The organism is Ligilactobacillus pabuli (genome assembly GCF_022836475.1).
Lineage (GTDB): Bacteria > Bacillota > Bacilli > Lactobacillales > Lactobacillaceae > Ligilactobacillus > Ligilactobacillus pabuli.
Window position 1 is genome coordinate 61,223 of record NZ_BQXH01000011.1, and the last position, 20,548, is coordinate 81,770.

General features: G+C 43.4%; 23 protein-coding genes, 1 pseudogene and 1 riboswitch. Of the genes and pseudogenes, 16 read left to right on the forward strand and 8 right to left on the reverse strand.

All coding sequences use genetic code 11. The features are described from left to right. Positions 1 to 100: 100 nt before the first annotated feature. From thiD to rbsU, 5 genes are all read left to right on the forward strand, one after another. Positions 101 to 928: a bifunctional hydroxymethylpyrimidine kinase/phosphomethylpyrimidine kinase gene (gene thiD, locus LPAF129_RS06685; protein WP_244055401.1), complete on the forward strand. Its 828-nt coding sequence runs from the start codon at positions 101 to 103 to the stop codon at positions 926 to 928. Positions 929 to 1,117: 189 nt separating this feature from the next. Then, on the forward strand, positions 1,118 to 2,110 hold the full coding sequence (gene rbsR / locus LPAF129_RS06690) for a ribose utilization transcriptional repressor RbsR (RefSeq protein WP_244055402.1): 993 nt from the start codon (positions 1,118 to 1,120) through the stop codon (positions 2,108 to 2,110). A gap of 98 nt (positions 2,111 to 2,208) precedes the next feature. Continuing rightward, positions 2,209 to 3,117 carry a ribokinase gene (gene rbsK, locus LPAF129_RS06695; RefSeq protein WP_244055403.1) on the forward strand — a complete coding sequence of 303 codons (909 nt, stop codon included), beginning with the start codon at positions 2,209 to 2,211 and terminating at the stop codon, positions 3,115 to 3,117. Between the two features lie 69 nt (positions 3,118 to 3,186). Beyond that, positions 3,187 to 3,582, forward strand: coding sequence for a D-ribose pyranase (gene rbsD, locus LPAF129_RS06700; protein WP_244055404.1), 396 nt, complete (start codon positions 3,187 to 3,189; stop codon positions 3,580 to 3,582). Between the two features lie 123 nt (positions 3,583 to 3,705). Then, positions 3,706 to 4,593 carry a ribose/proton symporter RbsU gene (rbsU, locus tag LPAF129_RS06705; protein ID WP_244055405.1) on the forward strand — a complete coding sequence of 296 codons (888 nt, stop codon included), beginning with the start codon at positions 3,706 to 3,708 and terminating at the stop codon, positions 4,591 to 4,593. Between the two features lie 346 nt (positions 4,594 to 4,939). Here the strand turns inward: rbsU and thiM are convergent, their stop codons facing one another. Both thiM and thiW read right to left on the reverse strand, forming a co-directional pair. Beyond that, positions 4,940 to 5,782, reverse strand: coding sequence for a hydroxyethylthiazole kinase (gene thiM / locus LPAF129_RS06710; protein ID WP_244055406.1), 843 nt, complete (start codon positions 5,780 to 5,782; stop codon positions 4,940 to 4,942). After that, entirely contained in the window at positions 5,779 to 6,312 is a 534-nt protein-coding gene (thiW, locus tag LPAF129_RS06715; protein ID WP_265747330.1) for an energy coupling factor transporter S component ThiW, read from the reverse strand. The genes thiM and thiW overlap by 4 nt, the downstream gene beginning before the upstream one ends. 111 nt (positions 6,313 to 6,423) lie before the next feature. Next, positions 6,424 to 6,513: riboswitch (TPP riboswitch) on the reverse strand. A gap of 55 nt (positions 6,514 to 6,568) precedes the next feature. Between thiW and thiE the strand changes: the two genes are divergently transcribed. The 4 genes from thiE (at position 6,569) to gloA2 (ending at position 9,248) form a co-directional block, all read left to right on the forward strand. Continuing rightward, positions 6,569 to 7,219: a thiamine phosphate synthase gene (gene thiE / locus LPAF129_RS06720; RefSeq protein ID WP_309296503.1), complete on the forward strand. Its 651-nt coding sequence runs from the start codon at positions 6,569 to 6,571 to the stop codon at positions 7,217 to 7,219. Between the two features lie 184 nt (positions 7,220 to 7,403). Continuing rightward, on the forward strand, positions 7,404 to 8,237 hold the full coding sequence (gene jag / locus LPAF129_RS06725) for an RNA-binding cell elongation regulator Jag/EloR (protein WP_265747353.1): 834 nt from the start codon (positions 7,404 to 7,406) through the stop codon (positions 8,235 to 8,237). A gap of 61 nt (positions 8,238 to 8,298) precedes the next feature. Beyond that, entirely contained in the window at positions 8,299 to 8,763 is a 465-nt protein-coding gene (locus LPAF129_RS06730; protein ID WP_244055408.1) for a MarR family winged helix-turn-helix transcriptional regulator, read from the forward strand. Positions 8,764 to 8,867: 104 nt separating this feature from the next. Then, a complete protein-coding gene (gene gloA2, locus LPAF129_RS06735) occupies positions 8,868 to 9,248 on the forward strand; it encodes an SMU1112c/YaeR family gloxylase I-like metalloprotein (RefSeq protein WP_244055409.1) in 381 nt (126 codons plus the stop codon). Between the two features lie 266 nt (positions 9,249 to 9,514). On the opposite strand, the gene LPAF129_RS11290 is transcribed toward gloA2, so the two are convergent. The 3 genes and pseudogenes from LPAF129_RS11290 to LPAF129_RS06745 form a co-directional block, all read right to left on the reverse strand. Beyond that, positions 9,515 to 9,916: an AAA-type ATPase lid domain-containing protein gene (locus tag LPAF129_RS11290; RefSeq protein ID WP_444979785.1), complete on the reverse strand. Its 402-nt coding sequence runs from the start codon at positions 9,914 to 9,916 to the stop codon at positions 9,515 to 9,517. 6 nt (positions 9,917 to 9,922) lie between these two features. Beyond that, positions 9,923 to 10,141 (reverse strand): annotated as a pseudogene (locus LPAF129_RS11295) (sigma 54-interacting transcriptional regulator); the annotation flags it as partial. 11 nt (positions 10,142 to 10,152) lie between these two features. After that, positions 10,153 to 11,202: a sigma-54-dependent Fis family transcriptional regulator gene (locus tag LPAF129_RS06745; RefSeq protein ID WP_244055411.1), complete on the reverse strand. Its 1,050-nt coding sequence runs from the start codon at positions 11,200 to 11,202 to the stop codon at positions 10,153 to 10,155. Positions 11,203 to 11,448: 246 nt separating this feature from the next. Here LPAF129_RS06745 and LPAF129_RS06750 point away from each other — a divergent pair, with 246 nt between their 5' ends. Together LPAF129_RS06750 and LPAF129_RS06755 are read left to right on the forward strand one after the other, a co-directional pair. Next, positions 11,449 to 12,639, forward strand: a complete 1,191-nt coding sequence (locus tag LPAF129_RS06750; RefSeq protein WP_244055412.1) for an iron-containing alcohol dehydrogenase — start codon at positions 11,449 to 11,451, stop codon at positions 12,637 to 12,639. Positions 12,640 to 12,652: 13 nt separating this feature from the next. Continuing rightward, positions 12,653 to 14,107, forward strand: a complete 1,455-nt coding sequence (locus LPAF129_RS06755) for a CoA-acylating methylmalonate-semialdehyde dehydrogenase (protein WP_244055413.1) — start codon at positions 12,653 to 12,655, stop codon at positions 14,105 to 14,107. Positions 14,108 to 14,391: 284 nt separating this feature from the next. Here the strand turns inward: LPAF129_RS06755 and LPAF129_RS06760 are convergent, their stop codons facing one another. Both LPAF129_RS06760 and LPAF129_RS06765 read right to left on the reverse strand, forming a co-directional pair. Beyond that, positions 14,392 to 15,312 (reverse strand): alpha/beta fold hydrolase, encoded by a 921-nt coding sequence (locus LPAF129_RS06760; protein WP_244055414.1) that lies wholly within the window; start codon positions 15,310 to 15,312, stop codon positions 14,392 to 14,394. Positions 15,313 to 15,393: 81 nt separating this feature from the next. Further along, entirely contained in the window at positions 15,394 to 15,951 is a 558-nt protein-coding gene (locus LPAF129_RS06765; protein WP_244055415.1) for a M15 family metallopeptidase, read from the reverse strand. Between the two features lie 315 nt (positions 15,952 to 16,266). Between LPAF129_RS06765 and LPAF129_RS06770 the strand changes: the two genes are divergently transcribed. The 5 genes from LPAF129_RS06770 (at position 16,267) to LPAF129_RS06790 (ending at position 19,375) form a co-directional block, all read left to right on the forward strand. Further along, complete coding sequence (locus LPAF129_RS06770; protein ID WP_244055416.1) at positions 16,267 to 16,881, forward strand: FusB/FusC family EF-G-binding protein; 615 nt, start codon at positions 16,267 to 16,269, stop codon at positions 16,879 to 16,881. 238 nt (positions 16,882 to 17,119) lie between these two features. Beyond that, complete coding sequence (locus LPAF129_RS06775; protein ID WP_244055417.1) at positions 17,120 to 17,734, forward strand: DUF1700 domain-containing protein; 615 nt, start codon at positions 17,120 to 17,122, stop codon at positions 17,732 to 17,734. Next, a complete protein-coding gene (locus LPAF129_RS06780) occupies positions 17,734 to 18,687 on the forward strand; it encodes a DUF4097 family beta strand repeat-containing protein (RefSeq protein ID WP_244055418.1) in 954 nt (317 codons plus the stop codon). The genes LPAF129_RS06775 and LPAF129_RS06780 overlap by 1 nt, the downstream gene beginning before the upstream one ends. Positions 18,688 to 18,718: 31 nt before the next feature. Further along, positions 18,719 to 19,066: a PadR family transcriptional regulator gene (locus LPAF129_RS06785; RefSeq protein ID WP_244055419.1), complete on the forward strand. Its 348-nt coding sequence runs from the start codon at positions 18,719 to 18,721 to the stop codon at positions 19,064 to 19,066. A gap of 51 nt (positions 19,067 to 19,117) precedes the next feature. Further along, entirely contained in the window at positions 19,118 to 19,375 is a 258-nt protein-coding gene (locus LPAF129_RS06790) for a PspC domain-containing protein (protein WP_244055420.1), read from the forward strand. A 339-nt stretch (positions 19,376 to 19,714) separates the two neighbouring features. On the opposite strand, the gene LPAF129_RS06795 is transcribed toward LPAF129_RS06790, so the two are convergent. After that, the gene (locus LPAF129_RS06795) at positions 19,715 to 20,548 is read right to left on the reverse strand and encodes an amino acid ABC transporter substrate-binding protein (protein WP_244055436.1); all 834 of its coding nucleotides are present in this window, start codon (positions 20,546 to 20,548) and stop codon (positions 19,715 to 19,717) included.

The following is a 20,548-nucleotide window of genomic DNA, read 5'->3' on the forward strand; positions in this document are numbered from 1 at the left end:
GTGGGATTATTCTGACTACATAGACGGGCGTCCAGTGATGGGCGTCTTTTTTTGACCCGATTGCAGCCTAACTTGCAAAAAATTAGGAGGAATCATAGCGATGGAAGAACAAATTAACTCATTTCCCCAGGTCTTAACTTTAGCGGGGACCGATTCAGGCGGCGGTGCGGGAATCATGGCCGATTTGAAAACGATGCAGTCTAGACGTGTTTTTGGTACGGCAGTCGTTGTAGCAGTTACGGCTCAAAATACGATTGGCGTCCAACGCTCAATGATGATGCCTACCGAGATGATTGATGAACAGTGTGCTTCATTGGCAGCTGATTTTGAAATCAAAGCCTGCAAAACAGGAATGTTAGGAGATGCGGTGCGGGTGCACTGTGTCGCCGAAAATTTACGTAAATACGATTTTGGCCCATTGATCGTCGATCCAGTGATGATCGCTAAAGGCGGCGCACAATTATTGGCAGATGATGCTATTCAAACAGTTAAAGATGAGCTCTTACCACTAGCAACCTTAGTAACACCTAACTTGGTCGAAGCTGAACGTTTTGTGGGTCGAAAATTGCAGACGAAAGCGGAAGTGCAGGCCGCTGCTCATGAGTTGCAACAGTTGGGCGTGCAAAACGTCATGATCAAAGGTGGTCATTTGGATTTAGCTACTAACGAAGCGGCTGACTATGTTTTGTTTGCAGACCACACTGATTTATGGTTGAGTTCACCACGAATTAAGACCAAGCGGACTCATGGCACAGGCGATACCTTATCTTCTTGTATGGCCGCTGAATTAGCGAAAGGTGCAACTTTAAAGGAAGCTGTTTATACTGCCAAAGCGTATATCCAAGCAGCTATTGCAAATACGATCCAGGTTGGTCACGGTCACGGACCGCTGAATCACTGGGCCTATGCAGACCAACAAGCAGATTAGATTATCAAACCAGCAAGCGAGGATGATTCAAGCTCGGTTCCTAATGACAAAAGTACATTAGAAGTCGGCTTTCAATCGTCTTCGTTTTTTAATTTGCCGCACTTCACTCTGCTAGTGTAAGTGGGGGAGCCATTTGCTATACTAAAGAAGAACTAACATTAATTTACCCAATAAGAAGGCAATTTTAACATGAATAAGAAAAAAGTCACGATCAAAGATGTGGCCAAACAAGCCGGCTTGTCAATTACTGCTGTCTCGCAGATCTTAAATGGCAATACCCGACGCTTTAGTCAGGAGTCAATTCAAAAAGTTTGGGCCGCGAAAAAAGAATTAAACTATGTCCCAGACGTTTATGCACAACGAATGGTGACTAAAAAGAGTCACTTGATCGGTGTGTTAGTCCCAGATATCTCCAATCCTTTTTTTGCGCAACTTTTTTTGGGAATCCAAGATATTTTAAATCAACAAGAATATGTCGCTTTGTTATATAACATGGGCGCGGATGAGCAACAAGAAGGTCACTACGTAGAAGATTTGATTCGGCGAGGTGTCGATGGCTTGATCATTGCCAGCTCTGCTTTTTCAGATCAGTCGATTTATCAGGCACTGCAAGCACAAAATTTACCAATGATCGTGATGGATCAGAAGACAGAGACCGACCTAGTTGATGCCGTTCAAACAGACAACTTCGATGGCGGCAAACAAGCAGCCTTGCATTTGAAAACATTGGGACACCGCAAAGTGGCGGTTGTTTTACCGCAAAATGCGACAGTTAACGTTAGGCGCAGGTACGAAGGATTTGCGAGCGTGTATCCTGATGCAGTAGTGATCGATGGTGAGCTTTCGACTGCGGGCGGTCAAGCAGCGACACCAGCAATTTTAGCGACAGATGTCACGGCGATTTTTGCAATTAATGATTTGATCGCCTTTGGTTTATACGAAGGTTTAAAGGAAGCTGGCAAAGAAATTCCAGTTGATTATAGTGTGATCGGTTTCGATGATATCGGTCCGTGTCAGTATGTGACGCCAGCGCTGACGACGATTGCTCAGCCAACTTTTACCCTAGGTCAGGCTGCAGCCAAGATGCTATTACAACGCTTGCATCGGCCGGAACAACAAGCCAAAGAGAAGATTCTTCCTGTGAAATTAGTTCAACGTTTTTCAACAGCACCCTTGAAATAGCTTTCAAAAGGTGTTATTATTTTTTTGTCGGAAGCGCTAAAACGTTTTACCTAATTTGTTTTGGCTCAGCTAAAAAGATTGATAAGGTGGGGATTTTGATGAATAAAGTAACAGTTGTTGGGAGTATTAACCTAGATACCAACCTGAGAGTTAAACGGATGGTGAAGCCTGGTGAAACAATTCACGCGAAAGAACATTATTCAGCTGGCGGTGGCAAGGGTGCTAACCAAGCTGTTGCTGCAGCACGTGCTGGAGCACAAACAACCTTTATCGGTGCCGTTGGTAACGATGCGCCAGGTAAGCAGATGCTGGAACTGCTTGAAAATGAAGGCATTGACTTGACTGGGATCGCAACTTTGGCCAATGAATCAACTGGACAAGCATTTATTACAGTTGATGATGAAGGTGAAAATGCGATCACAATTTATGCGGGTGCTAACTTTGGCTTTGGTCCAGCCGAAATCGAAGCCAAAAGCGACCTGATCACTGGTAGTGACTTTGTGATCGCCCAGTTTGAAACCCCAATTCCAGCAACAACTAAGGCTTTTGAAATTGCTCAAGCCGCTGGAGTTAAAACTATTTTGAACCCAGCACCAGGTGAAGACCAGATCTCAGCCGATTTATTAAAGGTGACTGATATGATCACTCCTAACGAAACTGAAGCTGAAACGATCACAGGAATTCGTGTCGTTGACGAAGCTTCTGCCAAACAAGCAGCGGATCGCCTGCATGAAATGGGTGTCGCTGTCGTGATCATTACGATTGGTGCTAAGGGTGCCTTTTATGACTATGATGGTACTAGTGAGTTAGTCCCAGCCTTTAAAGTTAAAGCTGTTGACACAACTGCTGCAGGTGACACATTTATTGGCGCAATGAGCAGCGTTTTGAAACCAGACTTTACTAATTTGAAAGATGCAATCTTATTTGGTAATAAGGCTTCATCAATGACAGTTCAACGTTATGGTGCTCAACCATCAATTCCTTACAAAAAAGAGATCCAACTTTAGCCTAAGAATAGGACAGAACAGATATATTAAAGTAATTAGTGTTTTGAATAGCGGAAGGAAGCAAAATTCATGAAAAAGACAGCAGTTATCAATTCCAATCTTTCACGGGTAATTTCACAAATGGGACATTTTGACAAATTAGCAATTGGGGACGCGGGGACACCGGTTCCTGCTGGCACAGAAAAAATTGATTTAGCAGTGACTCGCGGAATTCCAGCCTTTATGGACGTTTTGAACAACGTGCTGGAAGAATTGGAAATTCAAAAAATCTATTTAGCTGAAGAAATTAAAACTGAAAACCCAGCAATGCTCAAGCAGATCCAAGAACGTTTGCCAGAAACACCAATTGAATTCATTACTCATGAGGAATTAAAGGCTGATTTAAAGGATTGTAAGGCATTTGTGCGGACAGGAGAAATGACGCCATTTGCTAACATCATGCTGGAAAGCAATGTTGTCTTTTAAGTAACAAGCAGTTAGTAGTACAACTCGTCTGATTTGGAGAGGTCAGGCAGAGCTGATTGATTAGAGAGAATTAACAATAGAGAAAAAGAGAAAAGTTAGTTGTTTTGATTAGGAGGATAAATCATGAACGTAGTTGCGCTTTTGATCGGTTTGGGACCCTTATTAGGCTGGGGCTTATTTCCAACAGTTGCTTCGAAAATTGGGGGCAAACCTTCGCACCAAATTTTAGGAGCGACGATCGGAACCTTCATTTTCGCCGTAATTTTCGCTGTGACACAAGGGTTAGCGATTCCCCATGGTTCAGCATTAGTCTTATCATTGATTTCTGGAATCGGTTGGGCCGTTGCACAAATCATCACCTTTAAATCTTTTAGCTTAATTGGTTCGTCACGGGCGATGCCAATCACCACAGCCTTCCAGTTGTTGGGTGCATCATTATGGGGTGCCTTTTATTTGGGTAACTGGTCTGGTGCTAACAGTAAGCTGATTGGGATTATTGCTTTACTGGTGATCATTGTTGGCGCATATATGACGGTTTGGAGTGAAAATAAGACCTCCGAGAAGACTGGTTATTTGAAAAAGGCAGTTTTGTTGTTAGCGGTTGGTGAAATCGGCTACTGGACATACTCTGCCGCACCGCAAGCAGCAGGTTTGGACGGGATGCATGCTTTCTTACCGCAATCCATTGGAATGTTAATTGTCGGGATCGTGTATGGTATTATCCAAGGCTTGTCACGTGGAGATGAAAAACCATTAACGGATGTAGTTTCCTATAAACAAATTATTGCTGGCTTCTTCTTCGCCTTCGGGGCCTTAACCTATTTGATTTCAGCGCAACCAGATATGAACGGCTTGGCAACAGGCTTTGTTCTCTCACAAACTTCCGTAGTTTTAGCAACTTTGACCGGAATTTGGGTTTTGGGTCAAAAGAAGACCAAAAAGGAAATGACGATCACAATTATTGGCTTGGTCATTATTGTGATTGCGGCAGCAGTGACTGAGTTTATCTAAAACAGAGCGGAGAGAAACGGGAGAAAGCGAGCATTATCGTGACCCAGCCTTTAATGCGTTTTAGGCATTGAAGGTCGGGTTGTGATAAGCGGAACTTTCTGTTTCACGTAGCTCGACTAATAAACACAAGACTTAATAGAAGCCTGCAGTAGCGGAAGGCAACTTTCCGGTTACTGCAGGCTTTTTGATTAGACAAATAGAATTCTTGGAGAAACTACCCTAGTGTGCTTGAGTATGGTAGTTATTGTGGTTTTTGGAAAGAAATGAGCACTAACTAGAAAAAGAGTGCCAGTAACTGAGCTGCTTTAGAGCAGGAACAATTGTTGGCACTCTTTTTTTCTAGTTACTATGGTAGTTCTGAAATCTGTGTGCTATTAGCCCAAGCGCGGTCCTGCCAAATTAATGATAATTGGTCTAAGGTTAGGTGTCGGAAAGTCGCTAGGCCACTGGTGCTTGTTTGTAGAGCTGCGGCTTGTTGACCACAGAGATTCAGGTAGCTGACCGCATTGAGAGTAGCGGTTAATGGCGCTTGACCATCGCCTAATACTGCAGCAATCAATGCACCAACGATGTCGCCAGATCCAGTGAACCGGTCTAGCTCAGGGACGCCGTTGTGCAATAGAAGTCTTTGTTTGGCAGTGACCACTAAATCTGTGGCGCCAGTTGCTAAAAAGATTGTTTGCGGAAAATCTTGGGCTAATTTGGATAAACTATTAGCTAGCTCAGTGACTAAAGTTGTGGCTTGGTCTTGCGGATTGTTATCCACACCTCGACCGTGACTGGGTAAACCAGCCAGAGTCCGCATTTCGGAAAAATTGCCTTTGACGACAGCACCGGCCGGTAGTGCTTCTAGTAATTGTTGAGCCAGTTCTGCCCGTAAAGTCGTGGCGCTGATGCCCACCACATCTAAGACGGTGGGTTTGTGAGTTCGTTTGGCATAAGTTGCCGCTTGCTGTAAAGCCTCCACTTGCTTAGCTGACAAATGACCTAAGTTGAGTAACACGGCATCCGTTTGAACAAAGACATCAGCAAATTCAACTGGGTAGTCTGCCATAAACGGCTTGGCACCAACATATAAGAGTGCATTAGCGACTGTTTCTAATGAAATATCGTTGGTGATGCAGTGAACTAACGGCGACTTTGCCAGTGGGAAAGCTGGTTTTAAGTTTATTTGAGAAATAAGACTCACTCCTTCGCTAAGAATTCTGCTGACCAAAATAGTTTTTGGGCCTCAGTGAAAGGCTTGATTTTGGCTAATTTGAGTAAAATCAGGTAGGCAACCACAGAGCCAATCACAGCCGCCCCGAAAAAGCGCGGGGTGTAAAAGAAAAGGTACAAATCGTTGCTGGAGCCAGTAAACCAGGCCATTACTGGGTAAGAAAGTAGGGAACCGATGATTCCGGTCCCGATAATTTCACCTAGCATCGCGTACCAGACCTTGTGGCCCCAACGATAAGATAGACCCGCCAGCAAAGCTCCGAAAACGGCACCAGTCAGTGCCAATGGTGGGATCCCCATTAATAACATCCGGATGATACCACACATGACGGCCATAATCGTGCCGTAAACGGGACCTAGTAAGAGGGCAGCAATCACGTTGATCACGCTAGACATGGGAGCCATTCCTTCGACTCGAAAAATTGGTGATAAGACCACATCGATCGCAATCATTAGCGCGACGAGCGTGATTTTTTTGATGCGTGAATTTGTAGCTAACATAGAAAACACTCCTAAATAAAGTTTAAAAGTCTAACGGTTTTGCGCTAAAATTAAGTGAATAGAAAAAGAGCCTATCCGTTAGCGTTCAAACGAATAGACTTAACTGTCATGTTTTAATTGACGATCTATCCCTTCGCTGGCATTATCCAGAGCAGGTTCATGGGTTTGTTCTCAGCTTTAATGGCACCCCATAGACTTTTTGTATTATGATACTTATTGTAGCGTGTTATTTTTGTTTTGAAAAGGAGAAAATATTTTGAAAAAATTAGGACCACTTTATTTAATCACTGACCATACTAACCTAACGGATGACCAATTTTTAGCAGTGATCGACACTGCTTGTCAGGCAGGAGTTGATATGGTGCAATTACGTGAAAAAGAAGGCAGCAGCCGAGAATTACTAGACTGGGCTAACCGAGTTAAGGAAATCACAGACAAGTATGACTTGACATTATTGATCGATGATCGAATCGACATTGCCCAGGCGAGTGGAGCTGCTGGAGTCCACTTAGGTCAAAGTGATATTCCAGTCAAAATTGCCCGGCAAATCTTAGGCCCAGATGCCATTATTGGTGCGACTGCCAAAACCTTAGACCAAGCTGCGGTTGCAGCCAGTGAAGGGGCGGACTATTTAGGCTGTGGTGCAATTTTCCCAACTACGACTCATGTTAAGACTGTCCAAACCAGCGTGGCAACCTTTAAAGCTATCTGTGATTCAGTCACGATTCCTGTTTATACAATCGGCGGAATGCGGCCAGAACGGGTCAACGCCGTGGCTAATACTGGGGCAGCAGGAGTTGCAGTGGTTTCTAATGTCATGCAGGCAACAGATCCAGCTGCTCAGGTACAACAATTCAAGCTGGCAATGCAAGAAAATCAGATTCCTGCCAAACAAATGAAAGATTGAGCAAACTTTTAAAATTTTCTCAGCGTTGATTGATGTAAAGTCCCACTGTTAGCATAAAACCGCATTATTATCGGTCAAATGACTTTGTGAGATTTGCTAAAAACGTGACGCACAAGAACTATGTTGTGTTATACTAAACTATGGTAACTATGCTCTCTTAGTAGTAGTTTTTTACGAATAAATAATTGTTAGGCGTCAGGAGGGAACACCAACGAAATATGAAGGAAATTCAGTCGATGAGGCGCTTGCGACCGGCTTGGCTGATTTAAGTGTGACACGTGAACAAGTTGAGCTTCACGTGCTCTCACAAGGGAAAAAAGGGTTTTTGGGCATCGGCAAGCAGTTGGCAGAAGTTGAACTAACAGTCAAACCAGTTGAGCCAGAAGTAAAACAGCCAGCTCAACCAGTGAACCCCCAACCTGTAGCGGAGACTACGGTTACACCAGCTCCACAGAAAGAACCAGTGCAACCAGCTGTTAAACCTGCAACGCACGCGCAAAAGTCAGTGGCTAAACCACAGGCCAAAGCTCGTCAGCGGGCAGCAGTTAAGGAACAGCAGGAAAAATCGTTTGAAGAAGTTTTAGTGGAACTCGGCAATTATTTGGCAGAAGTCACTAAAAATATGGGAATCAGTGCGACAATCAATGTGACACCTGAAAAACATACAGTTTATTATGACTTTGAAACTGATCATGAAGGACTGTTGATTGGAAAACGCGGTAAGACTCTGAACTCCTTACAGCTCTTAGCGCAGGACTTTTTAGACAAACGGGTCCGTCGGCGGGTTCGCGTGATTTTGGATGTCGCTGATTATCGGGAACGACGGGCTGAGACTTTAACTCATTTGGCTCAAAAGACCGCCAGAGACGCGATTGCAGCGGGTAAACCGTTAGCGCTTGATCCAATGCCTGCGTTAGAACGCAAAGTAATCCATAAGAGTTTAGCGGATAATCCGCACGTTGAAACACACTCCCGTGGCAGTGAACCACGTCGGACGGTTGTAGTCACCCCGATTTAAGGTTAGTTTGGGAGAATTGGTTGATGTTAAAAAATTATGATTTTGAAAGAGGAGAATTCTCATGAAAGAATATGAACCAGGACATCTTGAAAATGAACTTTGTTTCGCAATTTATTCTGCACAAAAATTTTACACAAAATTTTATTCGGAGTCTTTACGAGACTTTAGTTTGACCTACCCCCAATACTTGACCCTCTTAGTTTTATGGGAAGAAAAACGACCACTGATGATTAAAGAAATCGGCTCTCGGTTGAAACTTGATACCGGAACTTTGACACCATTGTTGAAACGGATGGAAAAAGATGGCTGGTTGACCCGGACACACGTGCCAGAAGATGGGCGTAAGGTTTACATCGAACTGACTAAAAAAGGTGTTGAGAGTGAAGCTGTGATTAAGAACCAGGTTAAAACATGTCTAGATACGATCGACATGAGCTATCCTGAATACGAAAACAGTGTACAAACTGTGAAGTCGATTGGTAAAAAAATTCAAGAGGTTGACGAGACCTTGGCAGATAAACGTTAATCAAACTATGAAACAGGTGCTCGCACAAACGAGGCCTGTTTTTTATTCACAGGGGAATCAAAGGAGTTGCTTTAAGCAGTTCGGATCAGAAAGGTGTGAAAAAGATGTTATTTAACCAAGTTGATCACCTGGCAATTATTTGTCATGATGAACAAGCAGCGTTGCATTTTTATGTAGACCAGTTGGGCTTTACTGTCAAAACTCGTGATGCTCGTCCAGAGAAAGGGGATATCCTCTTTCATTTGGCAAGTTCAGCGTTAATCATTGAGCTATTTATCAAACCAACAGCACCGCAGCGAGTTTCAAATCCCGAGGCTTTGGGGTTGCGGCACCTGTCGTTTAAGGTGGCAAATGTTAAACAAGCAGTTGCGGACTTAGCTGCCCGCGGAATCGAGTGTGAACCGATTCGCCGTGATACATTTACTAACGAACGGATGACCTTTTTCCATGATCCAGATGGATTACCACTAGAAATTCACGAGTAGTTACTGTTCTGTAGACGTAAGTTTGGAAAAGTAATGTGTACAGCGAGAACTGTAGACGTAAGTTCGGAAAAGTAATGTGTACAGCAGCTCCTGTAGACGTAAGTATGAGAAAGTAACGTGTACATCATATCAAATTTGCGTACCCAGGTCTCCCAAAGGATGGTCCAGAAAAAATAGCACCCTGCAAGTTGTCATTCACTAACTTACTGGGTGCTATTTATTTGGAAGTTGGTGCTCATCTTCTAACCGTTTCATGTCGCTCTGTTTTACAATCCGTACTTCCTGATTTTATTGTATAGTGTTGACCGCTGGATTTTTAAGACTTTGGCACAACGAGTCTTGTTGCCATCGCATTCCTTGAGTGTTTGACGGATGATTTCTTTTTCGCTTTGTTTAGTTTGAGTAGATAAATCACTGCTCGAAACGTTAGTATCAGCAGTGATCCGAGCCGGCAGGTCAGCTAAGGTGATGCGGTTATTTTCACATAAGCCAACGAGCGCTTCGCAGAGATTTGCCAGTTCACGAACGTTGCCCGGATAAGAATAGTTGATGAGGGCCTGATAGGCGTCCGTGCTAAGCGTCGGCATTTTTTGCTGAAATTTGTCAGCAAAATGTTGGAGATAGTGTTCTAGTAATTCACTAATATCTGCAGTGTTTTGTTGTAGCACAGGTAATTCGATGGACAAGATGTTCAAACGATAAAACAGGTCTGCCCGAAATTCTTTGTTAGTAATTTTTTCTGCTAGGTCCTGATTAGTGGCTGCGATGACCCGAACATTGATTTTCTTAGAGAAGTCAGCTCCAATCGGTTCAATCGTCTTTTCCTGTAGGACCCGTAATAGTTTGGCCTGCATGTATAAAGGCATATCACCAATTTCATCCAAAAAAATCGTGCCGCCTTCTGCTAATTCGAATTTACCTTTTTCCCACTTCTCAGTGCTCCGGTAAAGGCACCGTCCACGTAGCCAAACAGTTCAGATTCCAATAAGTTTTCTGGAATCGCTGAACAGTTAATGGCGACAAATTTACCAGAGGCTGCTTGACTGAGCTTATGAATAGTTTGCGCGCAGAGTTCTTTCCCTGTTCCACTGGCTCCGGTGATCAAAACATTGGAGGGCAGTGGGGCAATTTTAGCAATTTGTTTTTTCAAATCCAGCGTTTTGGCTGACGAACCGATGATTTGATCGAGATAAAAGTTTTCCTTGGCTTGCTTGCCCAAATCAGGGTGGCGAAAGCTTTCTGCTAGTTTGTTAGTCAGTGAAAACATTTCGTCGACATCCCGATAAATCAAGAGGCCCATCGCGCCAATGACCCGCTCATTAGCGGTGAGTGGGATCCGGTGAACTAACATATCCTGACCGTTGATCCGCTGCAGCTGATTACGTTCTTCGATTCCGGTCTTACAAGTTTGCTGTAGACGAGTGTTATCGATCACTTCTTCCACTGGGTGATGTAAAACGTCTTCTTTTTTCTGGTTGATCAGTTTACAGTAAGCTTCATTGATTTCGGTGATTTTACCTTCATGGTTCACGACAACTACACCTTCGTAAGTACTATCTAAAACTTGTTGTAAAATCGTCATGGTCGACAGTGTTGTTTGAACAGTATCGACTTGAATAGAACGTGCTTTTAACAAATCGGTCCTAGTAATAATTCCAGTTAACTTGCCATCACTCGTAATCACGGGTAAGCAGCCTTCGCGCATGTTGACTGCTTTTTCTAAGGGGTCTAGTGGTGATACGTAGTCAAAGGATGTTTCGATGATAGTTTGAATTGATTCATCAGTCGACTGGTTGTTATACAAGGCCAGCATAATTGAGGACTTAGTGATCATGCCGTGCAAAAAACCGTGATTATCGGTCACTGGGATCCCGTAAAAATTATGACTGCTAAAAGCTTGGATTGCTTCGTTGATGGTCTGATGGATGTTGATCGTGATTGGATCAGCGGTCATCCATTTGCTGACAACATTATCGGTTTGTAAATATTCTGGTTGGGGTAGATTAGTATTTGGAATCGCTTACACCTCCAATTTACGTTTTATTGTACATTTATTTGGACAACATGTCTATCAAATTGCTTAATAATGGACACTATATCAAAGTGAAAACGCTTTATTTAAGGGTTTTAAAGTTGGCACGCAAATTGCTATATAGGTTAGTGTACATGACACAATTTAAAATTTTGGAGGGGTATGAAGATGAACGTTTTTGAAACACCGCAGAAAATTATTTATGGCAAAGATTCTCTACAGCAATTAGGAACTATCTCCCGCGCCTATGGGAAGAACGTCTTTATCGTCAGCGACCAGATGATGGAAAAATTAGGTTATCTGGACCAAATTACAAAAATTTTGGAAGAAGCTGGCTTGAACACCTTTAATTACTTAGGAGCTAATACCGAACCAACAGACATTTTTGTGGCAGAAGCTCTCAAAATTTTCCAAGAAAATCATGGCGACGTGATTATTGCTCTAGGCGGCGGCAGCTGTATTGATACAGCCAAAGCAGTTTCTGTTGTGGCAACCAATGACTACTATATCGGCGAATTCATGAAAAACCGGATTGCTGAAAATGCTCCAGTGCCTTTAATTGCGATCCCAACAACTGCTGGAACAGGCTCAGAAGCCACAAATGTGACAGTAATTACCGATACAACTCATGATACAAAAATGATGATCAAGCAGAGTGCCTTTTTACCTAAGATCTCAGTCGTGGATCCAACACTGACGGTTTCCAGTCCAAAGAGTGTGACATCAGCAACTGGTTTAGATGCTTTATGTCATGCGATGGAATCTTACTTCTCAGTTAAGGCTCAGCCGCTGACCCAAACTTTCTCCATCTCTGCAATTAAAAAAATTACGGCAAATATCAAAACAGCCTATAACGAAGGAACTAATATTGAAGCTCGTGATAAGATGTCACTCGCTGCATTAGAAGCAGGGTTAGCCTTCTCTAACGCGTCAGTGACTTTGATTCACGGAATGTCACGTCCAATCGGTGCTTTGTTCCATGTGCCTCATGGTATTTCTAACGCAATGCTGTTACCAGCTGTGTTAGATTACACCCGTGACGCTGCTATCAAACCATTGGCTGAAATCGAACAAGCTATCCATCCAGAAGCAACAGGGACAGATGAAGAATTAGCTGATTTGTTCATTAACGAAGTCAAAACTTTATGTCAGGAATTAGAAATCCCTAACTTGCAAGGCTGGGGCATTGATTCGGACGAATTTGAAAAAGTTTTAGATAAGATGGCCACAGATGCCATTGATTCAGGCAGCCCAGCTAATAATCCGAAAGTCCCAAGCCACGAAGAAATCGTTGCTTTATACCGGACATGCTATGACTATAGCTACGCCGCCAAACCTGAATACAGTTACGCAAAATAGGAGGAAATATTCGATGACACGTACTTTAAAAAACTATATCAACGGCCAGTGGGTTGACAGTAAAGCCACAAAATTTGAAGATGTAATGAACCCAGCAACTGAGGAACCTTTAGTTAGAGTTCCGTTTTCAACACCAGAAGAGACTCATGAAGCAATTGAAATTGCACAAACAGCTTTTGAGTCTTGGTCTAAAGTCCCTGTTCCTAAGAGAGGACGTCTCTTGTTCAAATTACAAAATCTGTTAGTTGAACATACAGATGAACTCGCTCGCTTGATCACCATTGAAAATGGTAAAGCTTTATCTGAAGCTAAAGGCGAAGTGGGCCGCGGAATTGAAAACGTAGAAAATGCAGCCAGCATTATGAACTTGATGATGGGTGATTCAATTTCAACGGCAGCAACAGATGTTGAAATTACGAATTACCGTTACCCAATTGGGGTCGTTGGTGCAATTACACCATTTAACTTCCCAATGATGGTTCCTTTCTGGATCTTCCCAATGGCCCTAGCTTGTGGGAACGCTGTGGTTATGAAACCTTCAGAAAAAACACCACTGTTGATGGAAAAAATTGTGGAATTAGTTGAAGAAGCTGGTTTCCCTAAAGGGGTCTTCAACGTGGTTTACGGTGCCCATGATGTAGTTAATACCTTGTTATCGGATGAATTAGTTCGTGGAATTAGTTTTGTTGGCTCAAAACCAGTCGGCGAATATGTCTATAAAACTGGGACTGCTAACTTGAAACGTGTGCAAGCTTTGACAGGTGCTAAAAACCATGTGGTTGTCTTGAAAGATGCCAATCTTGATCGCGCTGTTCAAGATATCATTGGTGGTGCTTACGGTTCAGCTGGTGAACGTTGCATGGCTGCTTCAGTAGTTGTTTTGGAAGAGGCGATTGCTGATGAATTCATGGCCAAATTTAAGAAAGCAGCTCAAGATATCAAGATCGGTAATGGTCTCGATAAAGATGTCTTCTTAGGGCCAGTGATCCGGAAAGAAGCACGTGACCGGACCTTCGATTACATTCAAAAGGGTGTCGATGAAGGTGCTGACTTAGTCTTGGATGGTCGGGATGACTTGCCAGAAAAAGGTTACTACGTTGGACCAACTATTTTTGACAATGTTACTACAGATATGAAGATTTGGCAGGATGAAATCTTTGCACCAGTGGCATCCATTACTAGAGTTAAAGATGTCAAAGAAGCTGTTGCTTTGGCAAACAAGTCAGAATTTGCGAATGGTGCTTGCTTGTATTCCAGCAACGCTTCGGCGATCCGTTACTTCCGTGAAAATGTTGACGCCGGAATGCTTGGCGTGAACTTAGGTGTTCCAGCTCCGATGGCTTGGTTTGCTTTCTCAGGCTGGAAGCACTCATTCTTTGGCGACTTGCATGCCAACGGAAAAGACAGTGTAGAATTCTATACTCACCGGAAAGTCGTGACTGCTCGTTACGCTGAAAGTGAACTATAGGCTGTTAGACTTAACAAAATTTGCATCAGGTTACGGAATGATCAGGGCTGGTTCCTGGTTGTTCCGTAATTTTTGCGTGAACGGGATTTTGTGGACCAAACCTCGTGTGACTTAGGCCCACAAATTCGTTTCTGGACCAAACATTGGGAGACTTAGATCCACAAACTTGTTCCTGGACCAAACTTTGCGAGAGCTACGGCTGGTCCAAAATCTGCCCCTTTTCCTGTCAATAAAAGAGCACCTTGCCAGTTAACTAATGCTAACTAACAGGGTGCTCGTAATATTTAATCTGTCATTTTTTTGGCGACATGTAAGACTTTTTCCCAAGCCTTGGCTTCTGTTGACTTGAGTGAACTTTTGGCTGCAGGTAATGGCAAATTGTAGAAATTCATCATTAACTCAGCAACAAGTTCGGGATATTCTAGTGGTAACCAGTGGTGCCCCTTAATGGTCTCATAAGAAAATGAGTTGCCCACATATTTATGGGAAGCCGCCATTTGTGCCTGGCTTAAGAAAGCATCGTCTTTGCCAAAAATCCCAAAAACAGGGACTGGTGTGGGTGGAAATGGTAGTTTCATTGTTTGCGGTTTGATGTTCGCGCGATAGAGATTCATCGCTGCGGTTAACCGCCCAGGTCGACTTAAGTCGGGGATCCAGTGAGAATTCAATTCGGGCGAGTCGTTCATTAACAGGCGTAAAACAGCCCAGTCATTTTGCGAAAACATTTTCTCTGCCAAATCAGGGAACTGAAAGGCCAGTGTATACCAGCCTTTTTTCTGCTGCTCAAAGCCGCCGTCATTGAAGTAAGCTCGTGGATGGCCGACGCTGATGGCAACATAGGAACTGAAGTGTTCCGGATAAAGAGTGATCAACGACCAGCCAAGAATCGAGCCCCAGTCGTGACCGACAAGTTTGACTGGACCCGTTAAGTCCAGTTTTTCTTTTAATTCAATGATATCTTTCATTAAATATTTGAGCTGGTAGCTCCCGACAGCAATCGGCGCTTCCGAGTCGCCGAAGCCGCGCAAGTCAGGCGCAATCACCCGGTAGCCGTTCGAAACTAGATGCGGGGCAACTTTGCGCCAGACATCGGCCGAGTCAGGGAAGCCATGCAGTAAAATGATGGGTGTGCCTGCCCCGGAGTCGTAATAGGACATCTTAATACTTTGTAAAGTGAGTTCTTTGCGTGTTAGTTGGCGTTCCATTAGTGAACCTCCCTTGTATTACAGTCTTAGGGCCAAACACATTCAGTCTGGCCCCAAGTTTTGCAACCAGTGTCCTAATAATTATTTGTAATCGTTAGGATCTGCTTGCATTGGACCATATTCGTCGGCTTGTGAATCGTGGAAGTCCCACCATTCACTTTCGTAGCCGAGAAAACCGGCTTGAGTCATGGCTTGGTCCAAGATTTGATGATATTTAGTGGCCTCTTCCGTCCAGGGAGCAGAGCGTCTGGCTTTGCCGGTAAAATCGTCGAACCCAGATGGCATTGGACATTCTTCCCCGTTTGCGAAAGTTAGTGTTAGGTCAAAAGTGACACCTTTTTGATGGCTGTAGTTTTCATCGGGTGGAGCGACAAACTCAGGGTCAGGGTAGACTTCAAAGAGTCGTTCTTGCGCCTTAGTCGGGCGGAAGGCATCCCAGATCTTGAGCCGGTAGCCTTGCTTTTTGACGATGGAGCTAGCGACCGCTAATTTGCGGGCAGTGCCGGTCCGCGCGATGGCTGTAGTAAAGTCGTAAACGACCTGACCAGTGAAATTATTGGTCGTTGCGTAGCGTAAGTCAACGAGAATGTCAGGGTCAAGCTTTTGTACGTTAGTAAAACCAGTTAATTCTGCGTCCATAAAATAAGCTCCTTTTCAAATAATAGTACGAGTAGTGGTGCAATGCTTGGTGAAACAAGCAGATTGAACATTGTGCGCTGTCTTCTTTTATCTTACCATTTTACGCGCTGAAACGGGGAATGCAAAACCCCTGCTTCAGATTTGGCCAGTAGAAATTGCGTTATTAGTTAGATTTTGCTATACTTGCATAGCTATCGGAGGTGATAGGATGATACGTAATGTATCTTCTAGTGGACAGGTTAATCGGTGTTATTAACTGAACCACTAGAACAGGATTTTCTTTCTACTGGTTCGTAATCAAAGAAAGGAATTCTTATGCAAACTAAAATTCAACCAGACCAATATATGTATCTTAAAAGTATGATTTATAACTTGATCCACAACTATGAATCCGTCAACGATTATCGGACGATCGATGCGATTCAGACAATGGCAGCCACAGAAATTAAGGCACTGTTACCTTTCTCAGCAGAAGAGGTCACTAAGATCATTGATTTTGTGACAGATATCCGGCTGAGAAGACGCGCGGCGAACCAGTTTCTGGAAACATTCAAAGAACATGTTGCCCCCTTCAAGGAACCGACACAAAAACAAGTGGAAAAAGTTTTTCGTAAGACTAAAAAACTGAAGGTGCCAAAGTTTAATCAATTAGATTTGCGTGACTACACTTATATTGGTTGGAATGATCTTGGAACCCAGAAAAAGTTCCTCCTCTACTACGATGAGCAAGAAAAATTGAGTGGTGTGGTGGGAAGTGTTTCTCCCAACGCTATCAAAGGTTTCTGTTCGATTTGTCACCAAGAAGCCAACGTTGTGATGTTCATGGCGCTGACCAACAAGGGTAGTGAAGGACGTTATACAAAAAAGGCAACTATATCTGCACTGACAGCAGACAATGTAACCAACGATTATATCGCAAAGAATCATTAATTGAGTTCGTTAATAAGCTTAAATAAGCCAAAAATCCAGTACCTACGCAGATGTGGGTGCTGGTTTTTTTAATGGGAAAGGTTGGAATTGTCAAGCACACAAGGGGCGATCAGAGCCGATGGTACCGAAATTTTAACATCATCTTACATTATTGCTTTACTTTTAATATTATACATTATATAATATTGCCATAGAGTAAAATAAACAATTAGTAGTTCACCTACGAGGGGGGAGTAAAATGGACAAAGCAAGGTATTTAGTAGATTTGGAAGACTATTTAAGTGGCATGAATGAAGATGAAAAAAAGAGTGTGCTGGAATATTACGAAGAATATTTAGCCGATGCAGGTCTAGAAACTCGAGAGGAAATTGAAAAGGAACTGGGAACACCACGGCAGTTGAGCCGGACGATCCTAGCTGATCAGTCGATCAAACAAAGTGAACGGGAGTCTAAAGCGGGGCGTTTTGCCTCACCGCATTCAAATTCACGGATGATTTGGTTGATTGCTTTAGCAGTGATCACGTCACCATTTACGTTGGCAATTGGCTTTTTTGCCTTAATAGCTTTGATCGTGATCGGTGCAATTTTATTGGGGATCGTCATTTCCTTAGTTGTAATGATCGCAGCTGCGGTCGTGGTTGCGGGAATGGCATTGTATGCCGGACTGGGCTTATTATTTAGTGCCCCGTTTGTGGGTCTCTTCTATATTGGTGGTTCCTTAGCGGCAGTGGCAGTGTTAATGATCGTGATCCCAATTTTATACTGGCTCTGTGCCGCTGTGATTCAGGGAATCGCGAACTTTTCCCGGTTCATTTACCGTAAATACGGCAAACGTAAAGGGGGCAGAGAATAATGAAGAAATCATTTAAGTTTGGGTGGCTGCTCTTAGCAGTCAGCATCATTTTGTTGGTGATCGGCGGTTTCGCACATGGTGCTAAAAGTGTCGTCTTTAACGGCTGGCGGCCGATGGTTTATAGCAACAAGGCTAACTTTAAGCAACAGTACCCAACAGAAAAATTTGCGCAAATTGACTTAACAACTAATAACGCTGATGTAACGATCAAGCGCGGCACTAGTTATCGGGTCGAATACCATGGTCGTCAAAGTGCACGACCAACCGTCAAAGTTGTGAATGATCGGTTAACGGTCCGCCAAAAGGGTTCAAGCCAAAGATCAAACGGTTTTATTGGCTTCCGGTGGTTTGACAGCCAGCAGGGACAAAATAATCACATTACGGTCTTTGTGCCGGACAATGTCAAATTAACCAAGATCCGGAATCTGAATAACTATGGGACAACGAAGATCCAGGGCATTAGTACCGCATACCTGGAAGCTTTAGGTTCTGAGGGTGATTTACAATTAGAAAATATGAACATCGATAATGCCAACATCGAAATGCGGGATAGTAACCAGATCCATTTGCAAAATACGACCTTACTGGCTGGCTTGATCACCAGCAATGACAGCGATGTTGTAGTTGAGGACGGAACTTTGCGGAATGTTGAAATTCAGCAGGCCGATGGGGATGTTACGGTCCGTAATGTTGCTTTGGCTGGTGGAAAAATGAACGTGTCAGATGGTGACGTGCACATGAGTGAAAGTATTGTCACGAATGGCTATCACTTGTATAACCAGGATGGTGACAATATCTTGACCAATGTGAAAGCTGGCGGCTTCGATGTGGCAACGACCGATGGTGATAATCATGTTTTCGGCAATTCTAATGAAGACGGCAGACTCCATAGTGGTAAGACGCAAAATGTCTTTGTGATCGAGAATACTGATGGAGACAACACGGTCCGTTAGACAGGACGTTTGAAGAAAGGAAGCATTGCTGATGAAAATTCAAGTAACCGCTGATCTGCTTGACGGCCTGGTCTTAGCTTTATTAAATCGAGAAGATTATTACGGGTATGCCTTGACCCAAGAAATGCAAAAGGCGATCTCGATTTCGGAATCGACGATGTATCCAGTCTTACGGCGGTTGAAAAAGGACGGCTATGTAACGACCTACGATCAACCATACCAAGGCAGGAACCGACGGTATTATCAAATTACCGCAACCGGCGAGGAACACTTAGAGCAGGTTTATAAAATGTGGACAGATTATAAGGAAAGTTTAGATGAAGTCTTTGTTCCAGTTGGTCATGCCGACTCGGCAACGGCTCATGATTTGCAAGCATAAAAGAATTAAAGTATCAGCACAGTTTATTAATAGTTAAAGGAGTTAATGATAATGGCAAAAAAAAGAAAACAACTAGTGAAGTCAAACGACCGTGTCGTTAGTGGGGTTTTTGGCGGGATAGCCGAATACTTCGATTGGGATAAGACGATTGTACGGATCGTTGGGGCATTTTTGATAATTTTCCCAGGAAACGTGGTTGGCGGAATCCTGTTGTATGTATTAGCGGCGATGATCATGCCAGATGATCATCAAGATCATGACCAGCGTGATGATGATTCATTCGTGGAAGGTGAATTCCGCGAAAAATAAATAACAGAGTGGAAAAACTCGTCTAGAAGACGAGCACTAAGGAGCAAAGGACTTTAATGCGTACTTGGCATTGAAGTCCTTTGCTTTTTAGGCGGAATCTTCTGAGTTTTGGAGCTCGACTAAGAAAACAAAGAAAAATGAAGCGGGAGAAAGTGAGCAACAGCGAGACTCAGGAGTTAATGTGGTTTAGACGTTGACCCTGAGTTTGGATGGGTGGATCTTTCTGCCTCACGGAGCTCGACTAAAAAGCGTTTTGTTATAATTAATACAAAAAAAGAGTAGAAATCAACTGAGAACTGTTGGTTTCTACTCTTTTTTAGCTAAAAGGTGTAGTGCTATTTATTTTAACAACGGCGAATCAGCCTTATCACCAAACCATTTTTGGTTGATTTTATCTAACGTGCCATTTTTGGCAAGTTGGTCAAGTCCTTGGTTGATCTTTTGTTTCAGAGTGTGGTCACTAAACCGCATGCCGACGCCAAATGCTTCCTTAGGAAAAGCACCACGAATCATTTGGAAATCCTGGGGGTTCTTTTGGTGAGCGACATAGTAGTCAGCGTAACTACTGTCGATCAAGAGACCTTGGATCCGACCAGAAGTTAGGTCAATAAAGGCATTGGTAAATGACTCATAGAGCACGGGCTCGTGGTCTTTAATGCGATTTTTGAGTAGTTTTGGATATTTGTTGATATCGTTGGAACCGGAAGAGCCAGTTTGTGCGCCCAAGACTTTGCCTTGCATATCAGCGTAAGAATCGATGTGATTTTTTTTGAGCGAGACCAAGACTTGATCATTACTTAAATAAGTTTTGCTAAAAGCAACTTTGGCTTCTCTTTCGGGTGTTTTAGTGAAACCATTCCAAATCAGGTCGATCGTCCCGTTTTTCAACTCAGTGGCATTCATGGACCAGTCAATTGTTTGGAAACTGGGTTTAATGCCATATAGTTTAAAAAAGGCGGTTGCGAGGTCGATATCATAGCCAGCAAGCTGCCCATTTTTTTGGCGATAGCCCATCGGTACGAAGGTATCGTCTAGGCCGATGGTGACCGTTCCTCGTTTTTGAATGGCAGTCCAATTGTCAGTTTGATCAGCTTTTTTACCCACGGAGAGGCTGCATCCTCCGAGTAATAAGAGGCTGGCCAGCAGTAGAAAAAAGCTGTTAATTTTTTTCAT

What these genes read in the sequence shown, in the direction of transcription:
- thiD (WP_244055401.1), top strand. Translation starts at nt 101, where the DNA reads ATGGAAGAACAAATTAACTCATTTCCCCAGGTCTTAACTTTAGCGGGG.
- rbsR (WP_244055402.1), top strand. Translation starts at nt 1,118, where the DNA reads ATGAATAAGAAAAAAGTCACGATCAAAGATGTGGCCAAACAAGCCGGC.
- rbsK (WP_244055403.1), top strand. Translation starts at nt 2,209, where the DNA reads ATGAATAAAGTAACAGTTGTTGGGAGTATTAACCTAGATACCAACCTG.
- rbsD (WP_244055404.1), top strand. Translation starts at nt 3,187, where the DNA reads ATGAAAAAGACAGCAGTTATCAATTCCAATCTTTCACGGGTAATTTCA.
- rbsU (WP_244055405.1), top strand. Translation starts at nt 3,706, where the DNA reads ATGAACGTAGTTGCGCTTTTGATCGGTTTGGGACCCTTATTAGGCTGG.
- thiW (WP_265747330.1), bottom strand. Translation starts at nt 6,312, where the DNA reads ATGTTAGCTACAAATTCACGCATCAAAAAAATCACGCTCGTCGCGCTA.
- LPAF129_RS06730 (WP_244055408.1), top strand. Translation starts at nt 8,299, where the DNA reads ATGAAAGAATATGAACCAGGACATCTTGAAAATGAACTTTGTTTCGCA.
- gloA2 (WP_244055409.1), top strand. Translation starts at nt 8,868, where the DNA reads ATGTTATTTAACCAAGTTGATCACCTGGCAATTATTTGTCATGATGAA.
- LPAF129_RS06745 (WP_244055411.1), bottom strand. Translation starts at nt 11,202, where the DNA reads ATGACCGCTGATCCAATCACGATCAACATCCATCAGACCATCAACGAA.
- LPAF129_RS06750 (WP_244055412.1), top strand. Translation starts at nt 11,449, where the DNA reads ATGAACGTTTTTGAAACACCGCAGAAAATTATTTATGGCAAAGATTCT.
- LPAF129_RS06755 (WP_244055413.1), top strand. Translation starts at nt 12,653, where the DNA reads ATGACACGTACTTTAAAAAACTATATCAACGGCCAGTGGGTTGACAGT.
- LPAF129_RS06760 (WP_244055414.1), bottom strand. Translation starts at nt 15,312, where the DNA reads ATGGAACGCCAACTAACACGCAAAGAACTCACTTTACAAAGTATTAAG.
- LPAF129_RS06765 (WP_244055415.1), bottom strand. Translation starts at nt 15,951, where the DNA reads ATGGACGCAGAATTAACTGGTTTTACTAACGTACAAAAGCTTGACCCT.
- LPAF129_RS06770 (WP_244055416.1), top strand. Translation starts at nt 16,267, where the DNA reads ATGCAAACTAAAATTCAACCAGACCAATATATGTATCTTAAAAGTATG.
- LPAF129_RS06775 (WP_244055417.1), top strand. Translation starts at nt 17,120, where the DNA reads ATGGACAAAGCAAGGTATTTAGTAGATTTGGAAGACTATTTAAGTGGC.
- LPAF129_RS06780 (WP_244055418.1), top strand. Translation starts at nt 17,734, where the DNA reads ATGAAGAAATCATTTAAGTTTGGGTGGCTGCTCTTAGCAGTCAGCATC.
- LPAF129_RS06785 (WP_244055419.1), top strand. Translation starts at nt 18,719, where the DNA reads ATGAAAATTCAAGTAACCGCTGATCTGCTTGACGGCCTGGTCTTAGCT.
- LPAF129_RS06790 (WP_244055420.1), top strand. Translation starts at nt 19,118, where the DNA reads ATGGCAAAAAAAAGAAAACAACTAGTGAAGTCAAACGACCGTGTCGTT.
- LPAF129_RS06795 (WP_244055436.1), bottom strand. Translation starts at nt 20,548, where the DNA reads ATGAAAAAAATTAACAGCTTTTTTCTACTGCTGGCCAGCCTCTTATTA.